The following is an 18,140-nucleotide window of genomic DNA, read 5'->3' as shown; positions in this document are numbered from 1 at the left end:
AGCTGGGCAAATTCTGCCTGATTGGAGCGTACTGGAGACTCTAAAATGACACATCCTAAACATACTGAGATGAGTCCCGAAGAATGCTATTTTTTCCTCCGCAACTATCCATTTGGCTCTTTAATCAGCGACGATCTACAAGTTAGCAATATCCCTTTTGTTCTAAGTCACGATAGCCTGGTTGAGACCCACCTCGCCATCAACAATCCCCAACTAAAGTCTTTGGATGATCGTGAGTGCCTCTTAACGGTACTCGGCCCGCATGCCTTCATATCCACCGACTCTTACGTCTCTAAACCCGCCGTCCCCACCTGGAATTACGCTTCGGTAGATATCAGAGGGAGAAGCCGTTTAATGACGATAGCAGAGCTGGAAAGCTCACTTGATACAATGCTCAAAAAGTTCCAGCCTAAACTAATGGATGACAAGCTTTCCTTACCTGACAACTTTAGGCAAAAACTGATGGCGGGAATAACGGGCGTGACTATTGATGTAACACAAATAAAAGGGAAGCTGAAACTAGGCCAGCATCGCTCGGTGCAAGATCAACTGGGTGTATTTGAAAATCTCAAATGCACTGACCAAACTGACTATGCTAATTTTGCTCGGCAATGGCTAAGAAGATTTCGCCCATCTCTCCTTGGTGATGCAGAGTACTGAGGCGGTCTCAGTATGACACTGGCGTCACAGACTCTGAATAAAATGCCTTCGGTAAGAAACTGGAGGCAAAGAACGCCCGCCTACGCATGATGTACGTTGATGAGAAGACCAAGGCCATCTACAGCGAGCAACCTCACCTAGGGCTTGATGGCCTGACGCCACACCAGCGGCTGAGAACAGCCGCGTAAGCTCTACTTTTCCATCTCGCTAAAAATGGGAGGAACGCCGGTAATCGCTCTTGTGGTAACAGCTTTGCTGATAGGCGGCTGGCTATCTTGCTCTGCAACCGGGCCGCAGAATTAGCTTTTCGCTGACTTACAAAAGCACTCGCAACCGGTACTGCCTTGCGTGGGCACGGTATCCTCGAAGAAAAAAATCTAATCCACGTCGTCACTTATTCTGCGCAATATATACGAATTAATGATCATTGGGATTGGCGAGCGGTCAATATTTATTTGAATAAAAAGGCCACAACTCGCCGGACAAAACCCACTTTGACATTCCGACAAACGGTGTCCTTGTTTGTTAAGGGGGGAAGTTATGACATCCAATCCTTCACTCACTCTCAGCCTGGCGCGAGCGGAAGTGCCCCCCACACAAAAAAAATTGAACATGCGTTCAAATATGGTGTATGGTCAATGTCAGACGAATTCAGCGATCAATAATAAACAATTTCCATTTAGTGGGTGCCCATACACCACTGGGAGCTGTTATGTCTGTAGAAAATAATAATGTGAATGGTACAAAGCATCTCGCCATCGGTAAGCTCACTACGTTTGATATCGTATTCTTTGTGGTATCTGCCGCTGCTCCCCTCACAGTTGCTGTCTCTGCTGCCCCCTTTTCATTTCGCTTCGGTGGCCTTGGCGCACCGGGCGCTATGCTCACCAGCGGTATGGTGTTGATTCTGTTTGCAGTGGGGTTTACCGCCATGTCGCGCTACGTACGCAACGCAGGTGCGTTTTACGCGTATGCTGCTGCCGGGCTGAGTAAACCAATAGGTATCGGAGTGGCATTCGTTACCATTGTGGCGTATGCCTTACTCTGTATTTGTTTTTACGCTTTATTAGGTTTTTACACCAACCTTTCCTTTGAACACCTGATCGGCATAGAGGGGCATTGGAGTGTATGGGCCATTTCTGCAGTGGTGCTGGTATCTGTATTGAGTTATTGGAGGATTGATGTCGGCGCCAAAGTGCTGGCTGTATTGCTTACCGCTGAAGTCGGTATTCTGTTATTGATTTCAGTCACTGAAATTATCGAGCATGGCCATCGTGTTGCTATCGCAACCGCCGTTTCTTTCGATCCGCGCAATATTTTCATGGACAAGGGAACAAGTGCCCTGTTCGTGTTTGGTTTCGGCGCATTCCTTGGATTCGAAGGCACCGTTATCTACGCAGAAGAGGCCAAAAAACCGCAAACCACAGTGCCTCGGGCCACGTATATCGCCATTGCCTTCCTGGCCTGTTTTTATGCCTTTACCTTTTGGGCCCTGACGGTCGCCTTTGGTCCCGACGGCGTAATGGCACTGGCCAGGGGAGATGACTACGACCAGATGATCTTCATTGCCGGCAACAATGCGCTGGGTAACTGGGCAAGCGTTGTAGTGGAAATTCTGATCATCACCAGCTATTTCGCCTGTGTATTGGCTATACACAATGCGTGTTCCCGCTACCTGTTCTCGCTGGGCCGAGAGGGATTACTCCCACGCGTCTTTGCGAAAACACACCCGAAAATGCTGTCACCTCATATCGCCAGTATTGCGCTTTCCATGGTATCCCTAATTTCCATTATCTCGGGCGTACTCGACAAAGCGGATCCCTTGCTGGGCCTTGGACTCTGCAGTTACGCGATCGGCGTGGTTGGACTGATTTTTGCGCAGGGAGTAGCCGCTGTATCAGTCATCGGATTTTTCTGGAAAGACCGCCGTGGTTACAGCGTCTGCCGCGTGCTAGTTGCTCCTATTTTGGGTGCCATAGGACTGATCAGCGCGTTCTTGGTCATCATTTTCCACTTTGATCTGGTATCGGGCACTGAGGGCGGATGGAATTGGGTGATGATTTCTGTTGTCCCGATCGTATTCATTTTGGGCATCATCGTAGGGTTGTTATTAAAACGCTATCATCCCAAACACTATTCAGAATTGACGCGCCCCATGCACGAACTGGCACTCGACGGCTAAGGATATTTCATGGTCAACACACAAAAACAGCGATACGAGCAACGTCGTGAAGCGCTGTTGTCGATAGCACGCAAGATAATGGGCGAACGCGGTCTTTCAAGCACCAATGTACGTGTTGTGGCGGAAGAGGCAAAGGTCAGTGTGGGCAGTGTTCTGTACTATTTCGATGGCTTTGACGATCTGATTGACACGGCCATTGAAGGTGCCATGGATGAATTTATCAGGCGCCGTCAAGTGCTTATCGAAAGAGAGCCCGATCCGCAAAAATGCTTATGGCTGCTGATTCAACATGGTATTCCTGCCCATATCAGTGAAAACCTGCGTGTTATTTATGAGATATCCCCTCTGATGAAGGCTAAGCCTCGATACTGTGCTTTATTGCGACTTTACCTGGCGCAACAGGTCAGCTTGTACCGTCAGGTTATCGATAAAGGTGTGGCCTCCGGACACTTTCATCTTCGTTTGGCTGCTGATGTTATCGCTGACAACATCCTGGCGCTGGAGGACGGCTATGACTTGTATCTGATGGATCGTGATAATCATAAACGTGATCATTATCTGCACAATACCTTGAGTTTTGCCTCACTAGCGTTGGGTTGTGATCTGTTCTGTTTTGATGACGAGGAAGCTGCACATGTCCAAACAAAAACCACGTGCCCGTGATCTCGGGATTCAGTTTGACGGTGTACCGGGCCCCAATAATGCAATCACTGATGTTCCCGGGGTCGAAGTCGGATTCGTTACCATCAAAGACGACGGGCCTGTTGTGGCACGCACAGGGGTGACCGCCATATTGCCTCGTGGACGCAAAGAGGCCGACGTGCCATGCGCTGCCGGCATTGCGGTGTTAAACGGCAATGGCGAGCTAACCGGACGTGCATGGATTGAAGAATCAGGGCAACTGCAGACGCCGCTTGCCATCACCAATTCACACTCGGTCGGCCCGGTGCACCGGGGTATTGACCGCTGGATGGCCCAACACCACCCCAAGGCGGCGGCACAGTGGATGTTGCCGGTTGTGGGTGAAACCTGGGATGGATACCTGAACTCGATTAATGCGGATCTGGTGACGCCTGAGCATGTCATAACGGCCCTGGACCAGGCCAGTAGCGGCCCTGTCGCAGAGGGTAATGTCGGGGGAGGCACCGGCATGAACTGCTACGGTTTCAAGGGCGGGACCGGTACGGCATCGCGTCTCGTTAAAACTGAATCGAAAACATGGACGGTCGGCGTACTGATGCAGGCCAATTTCGGGTCGCGCCACGAGTTGCGTATACAAGGGAAGCCATTGGGGCGTAGCTCCTCCAAGCCATGTCCCATCGAAACAGATCGTTGGCTGGAGCAGGAAACCAGCGAAGAACACCACGCATCCCCCGGTGCAGGAAGCGTTATTGTCTATATTGGGACAGATGCCCCACTATTGCCCGAACAATGCCGTGCCCTCGCACGACGTGTCCCCCTTGGACTCGCGCGTACCGGCACCACTGGCAGCCATTTTTCCGGCGACCTGTTCCTGGCCTTCTCTACCGCGAACGCGGGTGCGCTCGGTTCCAAAATGGGCACGCCTGTAGGGACAACGGAGACCATTGAATTTCTGGCCTGGGGGGGTATTGATCCCTTCTATGCAGCCGTGGTGGAAGCCGTGGAAGAAGCTGTGGTCAATGCGTTGGTAGCGGCAGAAGACATGAGCGGGCGCGATGGACACTACAGCTATGCGTTGCCCCACGAAGAGGTTCGGGCTGCTTTTGAAACTGATTCTAACAAGCCATAAATAGACACTGCCCTACTCTACTCGCCGCCCTTCAGCGAAAGCTGTGGGGCGGCTTTGCGAGTTAGCGCTTTATTCCATGGAGAATCAGAAAACCAGCATACTGATGGATGATAATCCTCGCGTTTTTAACGAGGTTGAAAAGTAAAACTTATGCGACTGTGCTCAGCCGCTGGTGTGGCGTCAGGCCATCAACCCCCAGCTACGGTTGTTGTCGGTCGATTTTAGTAGCCAGTGAGCTATCTGCTCGTTTTCCGCATTGCATTTTGATGCATCGCAATAGCATGTCTCGCTACGTGACTAAACGTAATACATATAGATAAATCAGCCTATTGCGACGATTATCGGCTAGTTCCACTCGCCAGAAAAAATTAATCGCTAAAATATCAAATAACAGTGCTACACTCCTCAAACCCCACGCTAGGACAGCTGCGCCTTCGGTGCACGTTTAGCAGAAAAGACGGTAGCCCAGTGTCAGCGGTATCCTCACTCTAACCGTTCACCGAAGCCCTCAGCAGTTTCGGCCAGGAGGTGGCTCGCAGTATCCCGCTAACGCAGGATAATCGTGAAAGCGGCCCTTTATTACCATTCTGCTGACCGCGGTTCAGGGGATTATTGCAATAAAATCTTGTGCGTCCGCGCTACTCACTGGACGTTTCGCAGCTTAACTACTGACTTGATTTTTTCATTACTTACATGAGCGCTTCCTCTCGTTTGGTGTTGCTGGCCCCATTAGTTAACTTGTTCATGATTGCTGCCGTTTTTCACGATGCGCCAGCAACGGCAGCCGAACCGCTACCCATCAATCAGCAACAGCAGCACATTCAGTCGCAGCAGCGCGCCCTCCAACAACAGCTGACGCCCAGCGCCCCGGATATTCGTGACACGCAGACGGCCCCGCAGGATGCCGATGCGCCCTTCCCGCACGAATCGCCCTGTTTCATTATTCGCAAGGTGGAATTAAGCGGCCAGCAGGACTTCCCGTTCTGGTTTTCACCGCAGCAGATTGTGGATCAGGCCAAGGGCCAGTGCCTGGGGGCACAAGGTATTAATCAGTTGATGCGGCGGCTGCAAAACCGCATGACCGAGCATGGCTGGATAACGTCACGCGTGCTGGCGCCACCGCAGGACCTGGTGCAGGGGACGTTGAAGCTCGAGTTGGTGCCGGGCATTCTGCGCCACTTGCGCTATGCCAACGGCAGCGACACCTACGCGCTGCTGTCGACCGCCATTCCCAACCATTCGGGTGAGTTGCTTGACTTGCGTGCGATTGAGCAGGGCCTTGAGAACCTGCAGGGGCTGCCCACGGTCAAGGCCAACATGCAAATCGTGCCGGGAGATAAACCCGGTGAAAGCGACGTCGTCATCGAGCGCCACCAGACCCGCTTCTGGCGCCTGTCCAGCTGGGTCGACAATACCGGCACTCGCAGCACCGGGCGCACTCAGGGCGGTGCCATGCTGGCGCTGGATAATCCGCTGCGCCTAAGCGACCTTTTTTATATCTCGGCCAGCAACGACCTGGCCTTCCAGCATGGCAAGGACACCCGTAACGTCACCCTGCACTACTCGGTGCCGGTCGGCTACTGGCAGTGGGACACCACCGCCAGCCGTTATCACTACGTGCAAACCATTGCCGGTTACGCCGATGACATTCGCTATTCCGGTACCACACAGAATCTGTATACCGGCCTGAGCCGCGTGGTGCAGCGCAGTGCGCGCGGCAAAACCACGCTGAGCGGCGGTATCAACTTCAAGCAAATCAAAAACTACATCGATCACAGCGAAGTGGATGTACAAAAGCGGCGAACCACGGCGCTTCAATTCGGCATTAACCACCGTCACTACCTAGGCAGCGCCACGCTGGACACGGGCCTTGATTACCAGCATGGGGTGCGCTGGTTCGGCGCACTGCCCGCGTATGAATCCGATGATGTTCCGGGCTTCAGGGCCACCGACAAAACCCGCACGCTGACCTTCAACAGCGCGTTTACCCTACCGTTTGAGCTTGGCGAACAGACCTTTAGCTACCAGACCAATCTGATTTATCAGCACAGCAAGCGCCCCCTGACACCGCCGGATCAGTTGGCGATCGGCAACCGCTGGACGGTACGCGGTTTCGATGGCGAACGCAGTTTAAGTGCCAGCCGCGGCTTTTACTGGCAAAACACGCTGGCGTGGGCCACCCCGCTGCCCAACCAAGAGCTTTACGCGGGCGCCGATTACGGCCGCGTGGGGGGCCACAGCGATGGTTCAACCCAACTGGGACACCAACTGGCCGGCGCCGTTATCGGCATGCGCGGCGCTTTGCCGGTGGTCAATATCAGTTATGACGCCGCGCTGGGTACGCCGCTGATGAAGCCCAAGGGTTTCAAAACCGATTCAGTGACTTTCAACTTCAGTGCCAATTGGCAGTACTAAGGGCTTTTTTACGATCGCGCCAGGCCACGTTATGTCACCCAGCGGGTATGTAACGCTATTCAGCCAACACGGTTAAGGTCGTAATCAGATAGCAGGGCGACACTCCGCCCGGGAACAACACCATGAACAAACAGTGTTTCCGCCTTGTGTTCAACCGTACAAGGCACATGCTGGTGGCGGTATCCGAACAAAGCTCAGCTTCCGACAAATCAACGTCATCGCGTCGGCGGGGCGGTAGCGTGGGCGCACGCCCGCCATTTGCGCTGGCGACTCAGACGCTGTTACTGGGTCTGACGCTTACGGCCAGCCCACTACTGCTGGCGGCCAACATTGCCGCAGACCATCAGGCCCCGAAAAATCAGCAACCCACCATCAACCGCACCGGCAACGGCACGCCGCAGGTCGATATTCGCACGCCCAACGCCCAGGGCCTGTCGCACAATACCTATCAGCAGTTTGATGTCGATCAAAAGGGCGTCATTCTGAACAACAGCCGGCACGGCGCCAATACCCAACTGGCCGGCAAGATCAATGGCAACCCGTGGCTCGGCAAGCGCGAGGCCTCGACCATTTTAAATGAGGTCAACAACTCGCGCGCCGCCCAGTTGAACGGCTTCATCGAAGTGGCCGGGCACAAGGCCAACGTGATTATCGCCAGCCCCTCTGGCATCCACTGCAACGGCTGCGGCTTTATCAATGTCAACCGTGCCACCCTAGCAGCCGGCCAGGCGCAGATTGAAAACGGCCGGATCGCCGGCTATCGGGTGGAACGCGGTAATCTCAGCCTTGATGGCAACGGCATGAATGCCACTGGCGCCGACTACACCACCCTGATTGGGCGTGCAGTCAGCCTGAATGCCCGCTTGCAGGCCAATCAGCTAAAACTAACGCTGGGCCACAACCAGACCGATGCCGAAGGCAACGTGACTCAGGTGTTCGCCGATGATGCCGCTGGACGCCCGCAGTTTGCGCTGGACAGTGCAGCCCTCGGCGGCATGTACGCCAATAGCATTACGCTGGTGGGCACCGAACAGGGCGTCGGGGTACGCAATGCTGGCGAAATCGGCGCACTGGCCGGAGACCTTCAGTTAGACGCTAACGGCAAACTCAGCAACAGCGGCACGCTGTATGCCAGCCAAGCGGCCAACATTCAAAGCCAGGGCCTTTCCAACAGCGGCGCGATTAACGCGGCGCAGGCGCTGAACGTAGCCAGCCACGGCGATGTGGACAACCACGGCAACCTGCACGCTGGTGATACGTTGCACTTGAGCGCCGATGGTCAGTTGCACAGCACCAGTGGCAGCGCCATTACCGCGGGCGCTAATACCCAGGTGGAGGCGGCGGCTATTAACGCCGACAGCGGCAGTGCCTTTGGTGCCGGCATCGATGACACGGGGCACGCCACGCGCACGGGCGATTTAAGTCTGACGGCCAGCGGCCAGTTATCCAGCCACGCCACCCAGTTAAGCCACGATGCGCTGAACGTCAGCGCCAGTGCGTTGGATATCAGCAACAGCCGTAACAATGCTCAGCACATCAGTCTTACCGCGACACAGGGCGACATTAGCACCGATGGCGCAGTGCTCAATGCCACCAGCGCCCAACTCAACAGCCAAGGCAAGCTCTCCAACCGAGGCGGTTCGTTAAGCGCCGAGCAGCTCGCCATCAATGCTACCAACGCGATCGATAACCAGCAGGGGTTGATTGAACAGCGCGCCCAGCAGGGCCTCACGCTGACTAGCCAGCATATCGACAACCATGGCGGTACGCTGTCAAGCGGCGGCGATCTCACGTTACATAGCCAAACACTGAATAACCAGGCCGGCCAGATTGGCACCGACCGCGGCGACCTCAGCATCGACAGTGATCAGCTGGCGGGTGCGCACGGCAAACTGATTGCCGGCCAGGCGCTTAACGTAAGCGGCCACTCGCTCAACCTTGACGATGGCATCAGCCAGGGCGACAGCATCAAGGTGCAGGCCGAGCAGCTCTCCCAGCAGCGCGGCCAACTGCTGCAAACCGGCAGCGGCGAAGCGCGTATCAGCGCCCGCGATAGCCTTGATAACCGCGACGCCAAACTGGTCAGCCGCGGTAGCCTGACGCTTGATGGCGGCCAGCTTGATAACAGCGGCGGTTTGATCTCGGCCAGTGGCGGCAATGTGGCGCTGAATCAGCAGGGCCAGATCACCAATGAACACGGCACTATCGAAAGCGCGCGCGACGTCGCGCTCAAGGGCGCGGGACTAAACAACCAGAATGGCCAACTTACCGCGGTAGCTGGCAGCCTCAACGCCAGCCTCGCCCAAGCCATCAATAACCAGCATGGTCAATTGCAGGCGGGCCGAGATGTGGTGCTCAACGCCGGCCGGCTGGATAACCAGCATGGCGTGGTCAGCGCCAGCCGGGGTAAGGCTGACCTTTCGTTAAAGGACGATGCGGATAACCGCAAAGGCCGCATCGCGGCTGGCCAGCGTCTGGAAGTGGCCGCTGATAGCCTAAACAACCAACAGGGCCGCATCGAGGCCGACCAGGGCATGACACTGGCCGCCAATAGTCTGAATAATGAACGAGGCCGCATCGCCAGCAATGGCCCGATCGCATTGAAGGTGGCCAGCGGTGAACTTGATAACGCCCACACTAACGCTGATGGACTGGGCATTCTGAGCGGTGGTGATATCGCTCTGCATGCCGACCGCATCGATAACGCCACCGGCAGCTTGAGCGCCCGCACCCTCGCGCTGGATGCGCAAGCGATTAACAACCGCGAAGGCTACCTGGGCGGTGATCAGCACGTCAGTTTAAGCGGCGACACGCTGGATAATCAGCACGGGTTGATTAGCGCCGGTGAGGGCGATGCGCAGTTTGACTTCAGCGGCCAACTGCATAATGAAAACGGCACCCTACAAGCGGCCAAACAGCTTTCGCTCAAGAGCGCTGGGCTGAATAACCAGCACGGCAAGCTGCTGGCTGCGGACGGCCCGCTGATGCTTGAAAGCAGTGGCGATATCAATAACAGCGACGGCAGTTTGATTGGCACCCGTGCGCTACAGCTGACCGCCGACAACCTGAACAATAAAAACGGCCTGATCAGTAGCCAGCAAGGGAGCCTGAGCGCGACCACCAAAGGCAGCCTGACGAACCAGGGCGGGCGCATCGAAAGCTTAAGCGATCAAACGCTGAAGGCACGTGAGCTCAATAACCGTCAGGGCACGCTAGTGACCACCGAGGGTGGCATTAGCGCCATCACTCAAGCGGATATCAACAACCGGCAGGGCCAGCTGGAAGCAAGCAAACAGGTCACCCTGAGCGGTGCCCATCTTAATAACCAGAGCGGCCAGATCACCGCTTTCCAGGGCCCGTTAACGCTTAGCGCCACGGGCAATATCGACAACAGTGAGGGTGTGGCGCAAAGCAACCAGACGGTGAAGGCCACCGCAGCCAGCCTGAACAATCAGCACGGCACGCTGAATTCGGCGCAGGCCAACCTTAACGTTCACGTCGATGATGCGCTTGATAATGCTCACGGCACCCTGAGTGCGCAACAGGTGCTTGAGCTGCAGGCTGGTTCTCTGACGAACCAGCAGGGCCGCGTGGTGGGCGATCAGGTTAACGTGGACAGCGGCGCGCTGAATAACCAGGCCGGGCTGGTGCAGGGCAGTTCACAGCTGAGCCTGGATACCCACGGCCAGGCGCTCGATAACCGTGACACCAACTCCCCCACTACCGGCCTGCGCAGCGGCGGCCAGTTAAGTCTGGCAAGCGGTGATCTGGACAACGGTAATGGCCTGCTGGCTGCCAACAGCCTGATGCTTTCAAGCCAGCAGCTGGCTAACCAGCACGGCGTGATTTCAAGCGCGCAGGATGCTCACCTCACCACTCACGGCCTCGATAATAGTCACGGTCAACTACAAGCCGGCGGCGCACTTACGCTGGATAACCAGGGTAGCGCCATTAACAACCAGGGTGGCCAGCTACTCGCCGATGGTCCGTTGAAGGTGACCACGGGCACGTTGGACAACAGCGCCGACGGGGTCACCCAGGGCAGCCAAGGGCTGACGCTTAAGGGCGATGCGCTTAATAACCAGCACGGCCGGCTGCTATCGGGCACCGACATGGATGTTCAGCTTGACCAGTTGGACAACCGCCAGGGCCAGCTATACGCCAGCGATAATGGCAACGTGAGCGCCCGCCAGCAGATCGATAACCGTGAGGGTCTACTCAAAGCCGATCACAGGCTGACGCTAACCACCCCGACCCTGAACAACCAGGCCACCCGCAGCGACGGCCACGGCATCGAGGCCGGCACGCTGTTATTGAATACGCGTCAACTCGACAACCAAAACGGCGCGCTGCGTGCAGTGGATAGCCTGCAAACGCAAGCCACTGACAGCATCAATAACCAGGCCGGACTGATCTCATCGCAGCGCGACCTGCAACTGGGCCAGCCAGACCATACGCTGCAGTTGGATAACAGCGCTGGCGATGTCGTGGCCAATGGCGATGCCACGCTAGATCTGGCCCAGTTGACCAACAGCGGGCGCATCACCAGCGGAGGTAACCTCGCGGTGTCGCTGGATTCAGCACTCGATCAACGCGGCACGCTGGCGGCCAATCACGATCTGACGTTGGATAGCCACGGCAACGCACTCACCAACAGCGGTACCATCAACGCCGGTGACACCTTGACCGTCCGTAGCGGCGCACTGGATAACCAGGCCAGCGGCGATATCAATGCGGGCACGACGCGGCTTGAAGCTAGCTCGATCGACAACCGCGGCATTATCGATGGCGGCAACGTCAGGCTGACCACCGATCGCCTGCACAACACCGGCACCGGGCGCATTTATGGCGATCAACTGGCGATTGATGCGCGCACATTGACCAACGACAGTGAGGATGGCGAGGCCGCCACCATTGCCGCACGCGAGCAGCTGTTGCTGGCCGGCGATAGCCTGACCAACCGTGAGCATGGCCTGATTTACAGCGCCGGTGATATGGGTGTGGGTGGCCAGTTGGATGAAGCCGGCAGTTTAAGCGGCAACGCCGCCAGCCTGACCAACGACAGCGCCACCATTGAGGCAATGGGCAACCTGCAACTGGCCGCCACCCAGATCACTAACCGCGATAGCCACCTGAAGGTCAGCGATGAGCTTATCGCGGTGTCCGAGCCTGAGCAGATACTCGATGTGGAGCTGTGCTCCGGCAAGCGCTGGGTGGATGCCTGCGGGCGCACCAACGGCGAGCGCTACCGCATTGATGGCAGTTGGCACAAGGTCGAGCACCAGACCTACTGGGTCGACTTCAACTACGACGCGCAAGGCCGCAGCTACCTGCTGGATGAGCAGGGAAATCGGGTCAAGATGACCAATAGCGCCGGCCAGGACGACTACGCCTATATCTACAAGTACCCCAACGACGACGACGTCCTTTACTATCACCTGCCCGGTATCAATGACGCCGGCAAGCGCATGGATGTGTTCAGCTATACGCGCACGGTGAAAGAGCAGCAGGTCACTCAGCAGGATAGCGCGGTGATGCGCAGCGGCGGCAACCTGCTGGTCAAAGGCGACCTGCACAATCAGGACAGCCAGATCGTGGCCGGCCAGACGCTGGATATCGAGGGTGCGGTCCATAACGACGACACCGAGGTCAAGCAGCAGATCAGCGAAGATGGCGTGCGCATGCGCGGCGGCCGCCGCAAGAAGCACAAGCACACCCACTTCGAAGGGTTGGATAAGTACCAGCCGGAAACCAAAGAACAGCAAGTACCGCTGCACTTGGCGACACAGAAGGAGCACCAGGGTGCCGGCGCAGGCGTGGCAGTGGATGCACGCCAAACCCCGACCGGCCAGCAAGGCAGCGCCAGTGATGTGGGCAGCGCTCCAGCGCTGAACCAGGGCAGCAGCCCGATCAGCCTGACCGAAGTGGACCTGCCGACACTGGAGGCTCACGACGGCAACTTAACCGGCACTGATCAGTTGGAGCACACACCCAGTGACGGTCGCGGGACCACCACGGATGGCGACTCCCCTACCCTGCACGGCAGCGCCGCGACCAACGACTGGGTAGTGCGCAGCGTCGATGGGCCTGTGACGCTGCCCGATGCCAGCCTGTATCAGCTGCACCCGGGCAGCGATAGCCACTACTTGGTGGAAACCGACCCCCGCTTCACGCGCGGCCAAGGCAGCGTCAGCAGCCTCGATGTATACGGCCAGGACCAGCTGCAAAAACGTCTGGGCGATGGCTACTACGAGCAGTCACTGGTGCGCGATCAAGTGACGCACGCTACTGGTCAGCGCTTTTTAGACGGCTACAACAACGACGAAGAGCAGTACCGTGCGCTGTTGAATAACGGCAAGGCATTCACCGAGCAATATGGCATTGCGCCTGGGGTCGACCTAAGCCCCGAGCAGATGGCGCTGATGACCACTGACATGGTGATCATGGTCAGCCAGCCGGTGACACTGCCCAATGGCACCACTCAGACAGTCAGCGTGCCGAAACTCTACGCCCGCGTACACAAGGGCGATCTTAACGGCACCGGCGCGCTGCTCTCCGGCCACGATGTGCAGGTCTCTACCGCCAACGATATCTTGAACAGCGGCGCCATCGGCAGCCGTGGGCTTACCCGCCTGTCCGGGCATGACTTGGTCAATACCGGCGATATCAGCGGCCAAAGCACCCAACTGCTGGCAAGCCACGATCTGGTGAATACAGGCGGCCAGCTGAAGGGCGAAGATCAGTTGGCGCTACAGGCAGGCCATGACTTAACCAGCCTGACCGCCAGCGATGAGCGAGGCTCAGAGGCCTGGCTGGAACGCCCTGCAAGCCTCTATGTCAGCAATGACAAGGGCGAACTCAGTTTGAGTGCGGGCAACAACCTGACGCTGACCGCCACGACCCTCAACAATGCCGGTAACGACAGCCACACCACGTTAAGCGCGGGCAACGATCTGGTATTGAATACTGCCGCCACCCGGCACTCCACCGACTATACCCGCGGCAGCAAGGATTTTGATCGCAGCCAGCAATCCAGCGAGGTCGGCAGCACCATTAATGCCAACGGCGATATTCAACTGAGCGCTGGGCATGACATGAACCTGCGTGCAGCCAATGTGGCCGCCAGCGACGGCGTCGAGATGCAGGCCGGTCATGACATCAATCTGGACAGCGGCCAGGAGGAGTTTCATCAGCAAAACCGTGCGCACTGGAAGAACCACGGTTTCATGTCGAGCACTACCCACGATATCTACCAACAGAACGACCAGACCCACGCGCTGAGCAGCACGGTCTCGGGCGATACCGTCACGGCGACCGCTGGGCATGATCTGAGCCTGCATGGCAGCAACATCGCCGCCACTCACGATGCCGATTTGGCGGCTGGCCATGATATTCGACTGGATACTGCCGATGAGGCGGATCATCAGCTCGATATCGAGAAGAAGAAAAAATCCGGTTTGGGTGGGCTGGGCGGTGGCGCACTGGGCTTCTCAGTGGGCACGTCGAAGCAGAAGACCACGCAAAGTGACGAAAGCAACATCAAGCAAGGCAGCGTGGTCGGCAGCAGTGATGGCAACGTCAGCATGAGCGCAGGCCATCAGGTCACTATTCACGGCAGTGATGTGGTGGCCGGCAAGGATCTCGACATTAACGCCAAGGATGTCGCGATTACCGCCGCCGAGAACAGTCACACCGCCATCAGCAAGGTCGAGAGCGAAAGCTCCGGCTTCGGCGTGTCACTCGGCGGGGCCGCCGGTGGCGCACTGAATACTTCGCTGCAAACGCTGCATCAGGCCCAACACCAGCAGGATAACCAGCTAAGCGCACTGATGGCGACCAAGGCGACTCTGTCTGGGGTACAGGCCGGCCAAGCGCTACAACTGGATCAGGCGCGTGGCAGCAACGATCCCGGCAACACCAACACCATTGGCGTGAACGCCGGCTTCAGCCATTCCAAGTCCTCCAGTGAACAGCGCGTGCAGGATACGACCGCTTCCGGCAGTACCCTGAGTGCCGGGCGTGATCTACACATTCATGCCAGCGATGGCGATATTCATGCCAAAGGCGCCACCTTAAAGGCTGGCCGCGATACCGACCTTGCCGCCTCGCGCGATATCGTGCTGGAAAGCGCCGACAACCGTCACACGGAAACCAGCAGCAATCATGCCAGCGGCAGCAGCATCGGCATGACCGCTGGTGTCGGCAGCGGCGGCATAGGCTACGGCGTACAGGCTTCTGGCTACAAGGGTAAAGGGCATGAAAATACCGACGCCCTCTCCCATCAGCAGACCACCATCGACAGTGGCCGCAATGTCAGCCTTACCAGCGGTCGCGATGCCACACTCGCGGGCGCTCAGGTGAGTGGTGAGAAGATTACCGCCGATGTCGGGCGCAACCTGACCATCACCAGCGATCAGGACCGCGAACGCTTCGATAGCAAGCAAAAGAGCAGCGGCATCAACGCCAGCGCAGGCCCCGGCATACTCGGCGGTGGTGTGAATGCCGGCCACGACGACATGCACAGTGACTACCACAGCGTCACCAATCAATCTGGCCTGTACGCGGGCAAAGGTGGTTTCGACGTCAATGTGGGCCAGCACACACAGCTTAATGGCGGCGTGATCGCCTCCACCGGCGATGCCAGCAACAACCACTTAAGCACCGGCACGCTCGGCTTTAGCGATATCGACAACAATGCCGATTACAAGGTCAGCCACTCCGGCATGGGCTACAGCACCGGCGGTGGCGCGGTCACCCAGTTTGTCAGCAACCTGCAGTCGACCAACCTCAACACCACCAACCACTCCGGCCACGACAGCAGCACAACCCATGCCGCCGTCAGCCCGGGCCAGTTGAGCATTAGGGAGGGTGACAAGCAGACGCAGGACGTCAGCACGCTCAGCCGCGACCCGGAACACGCCGGGAATGCGCTCAGCCCAATCTTCGACAAGGAGAAGGAACAGCGCCGCCTCGACCGCGTGCAACAGGTTAGCGACCTCGGCACGCAACTCAGCGACATCGTCGCCACCGACAACCAGATCGCGCGCATCAACGAGCGCCACAAGGTGCAGGACGAGCTTGAACAGCGCGGCATCACCCCGCCCGGCGACGACGCCAGCGATGCCCAGCGCACGGCCTACGCCAATACAGTCGACAACATGGTCGATGCCCGCGTACCCACCCGCGGTGTGGGTAGCGACGCACAGCGCCTGATCCAATCCGCCACCGCAGTGATGCAGGGGCTGGTCAGCGGCGATATCGGCAAAGGCCTCGCCAACGCCTCCGAGCCCGAGCTAAACCGCCTGATCCACCAGGCCACCGATCAGTACAAACTCGGTGAACAAGGCAACCTCGCCCTGCACGCAATGCTCGGTGCCGTAATCGCAGAGGTGAACGACAACGGCGCATTAAGCGGCGCTGCCGGCGCCACCAGCGCCGAGGCCCTCGCCACTGAAATCAGCAAACGCTACTACCACAAATCTGTCGCCGAACTGACCGACGACGAAAAGGCCAACCTAAGCTCCCTCACCTCACTCGCCGCAGGACTCGTCGGCGCCGCCACCGGCGACAACGCCAGCGATGCCGTACGGGCAGCGGGTTCTGGCAAAAGTGCGGTGGAGAATAATCGCCTGGCCACTATTCAGGAAGAACAGGTCATCACCAAGCTCGCCGCTCAAGGCGTCGCTTCCAAAGAAGACCTAACGGCGGCTGCCTGCGCGCTGACCAAGTGTTCGGCTCAGTTCGTGGAAGGCTCAGCGGAATATACCTACTACAAGCAACTGGAGGAGACTGGCAGTTCGCCTGAATACGCCGCACTCCGGGAAAGACTGGCCAATGAAGATATCCAGATCGATATTCCCTCAAGTGTCACTTTGGGAGGCCGTACGCCCTCTATCACTGACAAGGGGTTCCAATACGACAAACTTGACCAGATACTGGACGGTGCCACCTATACCAATGGCAAGTATCAGCTGAGCACACGAGGGCTGGGCGCATTACAAGCCGCAGGTGGTGTTGTAGACATAGCAGGCGGGGCTACCTTGTGCGCTGGATCTTCCGGCTTAGGCTGTGCCGCCGGCTTGTTAATGGGTGCCTATGGAACGGATAGCGCCAGCTCTGGCATCCAAACCACAGTATCAGGCAAGCCAACAACTACCATAGGCGCTCAATTACTCGAGAAACTCGGTGTTCCTGCCGAGTACTCAGAACTCGCCTATTCAGTCACCATGGCGGGAGGCAGCGGAATACTAGCGCTGAAATCTGCCAAAACTGGCGAAGAACTACTCGTCAATATAGCACCCAACGGCAAAGTCATTGGAACGCCCAAGCCACCGAAGAGAGTTGAGCCTGTAGGCGGTGCGGAAAACATTGCCACATATCCTAAACTTAAAACTGACTTGGTACGGCAAAATCTGGATAATATAGCTAAACAAGATCCAAGACTTGCAAAGGCCATAAACGGTAGTGGTAATGCTAACCCTAATTTTTCTATAGGCACGGGAACAGCCGGCGACGCTGATCGTTTAGGAAAAATATGGGTAGGAGATGGGGCAAAACCTATGAAGGGGGGGAAAGGCTGGGTTAGTGCAGATGGCACGCGCAAATATAGGAAGCCAGCATATAAGGGAAACACTCCCAAAGAGTTTAATCCAACAGGTATTCAAGCAAACTTTGAAATTATGAAAGATGGCAAAGTGATCAGCAATGGCCACATGGGAGTAATGCAGTGAAAGCAATATTAAAAGATTTTGAAATGAGTTCAACCGAAGTTACAGCGGAAGAATTTATCCCTGAAGAAGATACATGTTTCGGAATATGGTTCGATCTATACATAGGGCCCCCCGAAAGCCAAGGAATAGACAATTTCAGAATTTTTATTTGCACACCAGAATGGTTATGTAAAAACCAGTGGCTACCTTTACTAATGCGACATGTTTTATTGGTTCGCAGATATGATACTAAAAAAATATTGAAAACCATTAACGAATATATAGATTCTTGTGAAGGTGAAAATTGGAGTATAATTGGAGAAAAATTATCAAGAGTGTTTGAATGGGAGTTCGAAGATTTTGTTGAATTTTCAGAATAGAGAATGGAGAACTGACGAGGAGT

The 18,140-nt window shown here is 56.6% G+C and carries 7 protein-coding genes; all 7 read left to right on the top strand.

Annotation, left to right across the window (positions count from 1 at the left end):
- The first annotated feature begins 45 nt into the window (after positions 1–45).
- The 7 genes from R84865_RS07610 (at position 46) to R84865_RS07580 (ending at position 18,117) form a co-directional block, all read left to right on the top strand.
- Entirely contained in the window at positions 46–660 is a 615-nt protein-coding gene (locus R84865_RS07610; RefSeq protein ID WP_435639302.1) for an FMN-binding negative transcriptional regulator, read from the top strand.
- Positions 661–1,372: 712 nt separating this feature from the next.
- The gene (locus R84865_RS07605) at positions 1,373–2,842 is read left to right on the top strand and encodes an APC family permease (protein ID WP_435639301.1); all 1,470 of its coding nucleotides are present in this window, start codon (positions 1,373–1,375) and stop codon (positions 2,840–2,842) included.
- Positions 2,843–2,851: 9 nt separating this feature from the next.
- Positions 2,852–3,505, top strand: coding sequence for a TetR/AcrR family transcriptional regulator (locus R84865_RS07600; RefSeq protein ID WP_435637239.1), 654 nt, complete (start codon positions 2,852–2,854; stop codon positions 3,503–3,505).
- The gene (locus R84865_RS07595; RefSeq protein WP_435639300.1) at positions 3,477–4,613 is read left to right on the top strand and encodes a DmpA family aminopeptidase; all 1,137 of its coding nucleotides are present in this window, start codon (positions 3,477–3,479) and stop codon (positions 4,611–4,613) included. The genes R84865_RS07600 and R84865_RS07595 overlap by 29 nt, the downstream gene beginning before the upstream one ends.
- Positions 4,614–5,306: 693 nt before the next feature.
- Complete coding sequence (locus R84865_RS07590; RefSeq protein ID WP_435639299.1) at positions 5,307–7,028, top strand: ShlB/FhaC/HecB family hemolysin secretion/activation protein; 1,722 nt, start codon at positions 5,307–5,309, stop codon at positions 7,026–7,028.
- A 122-nt stretch (positions 7,029–7,150) separates the two neighbouring features.
- Positions 7,151–17,758 carry a hemagglutinin repeat-containing protein gene (locus R84865_RS07585; protein WP_435639298.1) on the top strand — a complete coding sequence of 3,536 codons (10,608 nt, stop codon included), beginning with the start codon at positions 7,151–7,153 and terminating at the stop codon, positions 17,756–17,758.
- Positions 17,755–18,117 (top strand): immunity 8 family protein, encoded by a 363-nt coding sequence (locus R84865_RS07580; RefSeq protein WP_435639297.1) that lies wholly within the window; start codon positions 17,755–17,757, stop codon positions 18,115–18,117. The genes R84865_RS07585 and R84865_RS07580 overlap by 4 nt, the downstream gene beginning before the upstream one ends.
- Positions 18,118–18,140 lie beyond the last annotated feature (23 nt).

The organism is Carnimonas bestiolae (assembly GCF_051251145.1).
Classification (GTDB): domain Bacteria; phylum Pseudomonadota; class Gammaproteobacteria; order Pseudomonadales; family Halomonadaceae; genus Carnimonas; species Carnimonas bestiolae.
The sequence above is the reverse complement of the archived record's forward strand: the minus strand, read 5'-3'. Positions and strand labels throughout refer to the sequence as shown.

Coding starts and splice junctions, on each gene's coding strand:
- R84865_RS07595 (WP_435639300.1), top strand. CDS start 3,477: ATGTCCAAACAAAAACCACGTGCCCGTGATCTCGGGATTCAGTTTGAC.
- R84865_RS07590 (WP_435639299.1), top strand. CDS start 5,307: ATGAGCGCTTCCTCTCGTTTGGTGTTGCTGGCCCCATTAGTTAACTTG.
- R84865_RS07600 (WP_435637239.1), top strand. CDS start 2,852: ATGGTCAACACACAAAAACAGCGATACGAGCAACGTCGTGAAGCGCTG.
- R84865_RS07605 (WP_435639301.1), top strand. CDS start 1,373: ATGTCTGTAGAAAATAATAATGTGAATGGTACAAAGCATCTCGCCATC.
- R84865_RS07585 (WP_435639298.1), top strand. CDS start 7,151: ATGAACAAACAGTGTTTCCGCCTTGTGTTCAACCGTACAAGGCACATG.
- R84865_RS07610 (WP_435639302.1), top strand. CDS start 46: ATGACACATCCTAAACATACTGAGATGAGTCCCGAAGAATGCTATTTT.